The organism is Mesorhizobium sp. CO1-1-8, from assembly GCF_020164875.1.
Classification (GTDB): domain Bacteria; phylum Pseudomonadota; class Alphaproteobacteria; order Rhizobiales; family Rhizobiaceae; genus Mesorhizobium.
Genome location: NZ_JAIUGZ010000032.1, coordinates 1 through 2500, shown reverse-complemented (window position 1 = coordinate 2500; position 2500 = coordinate 1). Strand labels below are relative to the sequence as shown.

The window sequence follows — 2500 nt, the reverse complement described above, 5'->3', positions numbered from 1 at the left end:
GGACCGAACCCATAACTGTTGCAATAGTTCGGGATGACTTGTGGCTAGGGGTGAAAGGCCAATCAAACTCGGAAATAGCTGGTTCTCCGCGAAATCTATTTAGGTAGAGCGTCGACCGAATACCCCAGGGGGTAGAGCACTGGATGGGCTAGGGGTCCTCACCGGATTACCAAACCTAACCAAACTCCGAATACCTGGGAGTACTAGTCGGCAGACACACGGCGGGTGCTAACGTCCGTCGTGAAAAGGGAAACAACCCTGACCTACAGCTAAGGTCCCCAAGTTATGGCTAAGTGGGAAAGGATGTGAGGATCCCAAAACAACCAGGATGTTGGCTTAGAAGCAGCCATCATTTAAAGAAAGCGTAACAGCTCACTGGTCTAAATAAGGGTCTTTGCGCCGAAAATGTAACGGGGCTAAAGCCATACACCGAAGCTTAGGGTTTGGTCCGCAAGGGCCAAGCGGTAGCGGAGCGTTCTGTAAGCTGATGAAGCCATACCCGTGAGGGGTGGTGGAGGTATCAGAAGTGCGAATGCTGACATGAGTAACGTAAGGGGAGTGAGAGACTCCCCCGCCGAAAGACCAAGGGTTCCTGCTTAAAGCTAATCTGAGCAGGGTTAGCCGGCCCCTAAGACGAGGCGGAAACGCGTAGTCGATGGGAACCACGTTAATATTCGTGGGCTTGGAGGTAGTGACGGATCATTGAGGTAGTCCAATCTTATCGGATTGAACGGGCTGCTGCGTGGTTCCAGGAAATAGCTCCTCCTTATAAACCGTACCCGAAACCGACACTGGTGGTCTGGTAGAGTATACCAAGGCGCTTGAGAGAACTATGCTGAAGGAACTCGGCAAATTGCACGCGTAACTTCGGAAGAAGCGTGACCCTTTTCTACGCAAGTAGAGGAGGGTGGCACAGACCAGGGGGTAGCGACTGTTTATCAAAAACACAGGGCTCTGCGAAGTCGCAAGACGACGTATAGGGTCTGACGCCTGCCCGGTGCTGGAAGGTTAAGAGGAGGGGTGCAAGCTCTGAATCGAAGCCCCAGTAAACGGCGGCCGTAACTATAACGGTCCTAAGGTAGCGAAATTCCTTGTCGGGTAAGTTCCGACCTGCACGAATGGCGTAACGACTTCCCCGCTGTCTCCAGCATAGACTCAGTGAAATTGAATTCCCCGTGAAGATGCGGGGTTCCTGCGGTTAGACGGAAAGACCCCGTGCACCTTTACTATAGCTTTACATTGGCATTCGTAGTGGCATGTGTAGGATAGGTGGTAGGCTTTGAAACCTGGGCGCCAGCTCAGGTGGAGCCACCCTTGAAATACCACCCTTATTACTATGGATGTCTAACCGCGGCCCGTTATCCGGGTCCGGGACAATGTATGGTGGGTAGTTTGACTGGGGCGGTCGCCTCCTAAAGAGTAACGGAGGCGCGCGATGGTGGGCTCAGAACGGTCGGAAATCGTTCGCTGAGTGCAATGGCATAAGCCTGCCTGACTGCGAGACTGACAAGTCGAGCAGAGACGAAAGTCGGTCATAGTGATCCGGTGGTCCCGCGTGGAAGGGCCATCGCTCAACGGATAAAAGGTACGCCGGGGATAACAGGCTGATGACCCCCAAGAGTCCATATCGACGGGGTTGTTTGGCACCTCGATGTCGACTCATCGCATCCTGGGGCTGGAGCAGGTCCCAAGGGTATGGCTGTTCGCCATTTAAAGCGGTACGTGAGTTGGGTTCAGAACGTCGTGAGACAGTTCGGTCCCTATCTGCCGTGGGTGTAGGAATATTGAAAGGATCTGTCCCTAGTACGAGAGGACCGGGATGGACGGATCTCTGGTGGACCTGTTGTGGCGCCAGCCGCATAGCAGGGTAGCTATATCCGGACGGGATAACCGCTGAAGGCATCTAAGCGGGAAACCCACCTTAAAACGAGTATTCCCTGAGAACCGTGGAAGACGACCACGTTGATAGGCCGGGTGTGGAAGAGCGGCAACGCTTGAAGCTTACCGGTACTAATAGTTCGATCGGCTTGATCGTTCTCATTCCTTATGCTCATCGCTCCAAATCGGAGGGTGACAGGCACAAAAAAGACCAGCGAAACAGCTCCGACAGAGCCCCAGGCCTTGCGCCTGATGCTATGTTGCGGCCAATCGCTCAAAAAGCTTCTCGAACAACGTGCGTTTTGCCGACCTGGTGGTTATGGCGGAGCGGCTGCACCCGATCCCATTCCGAACTCGGCCGTGAAACGCTCCAGCGCTGATGGTACTTCGTCTCAAGACGCGGGAGAGTAGGTCGCTGCCAGGTCTGCCAAACGCACGTTGATCTCACATCCAAATCGGATGGAGAGAAATCTTCTCTTTATGAACAAGGCCCGCCAAGGGACAACGGGCCGCGTAAGCGGCCCTTTCAGTTGGTGAGCCATCTACCTATTTGTAGGCCTCGGCTTACGTCCAATAAAGCAAGCAAACGCTTGCCTAGGAACACAAGCAAACGCTTGTCTAG

The 2500-nt window shown here is 53.9% G+C and carries 2 rRNA genes (1 of these 2 cut by a window edge); both read left to right on the top strand.

From position 1 onward, the window contains the following. A 23S ribosomal RNA gene (locus LB558_RS32760) occupies positions 1-2035 on the top strand; it begins 787 nt to the left of the window's first position. 152 nt (positions 2036-2187) lie between these two features. Further along, positions 2188-2302 (top strand): 5S ribosomal RNA (gene rrf, locus LB558_RS32755). Positions 2303-2500: the final 198 nt, after the last annotated feature.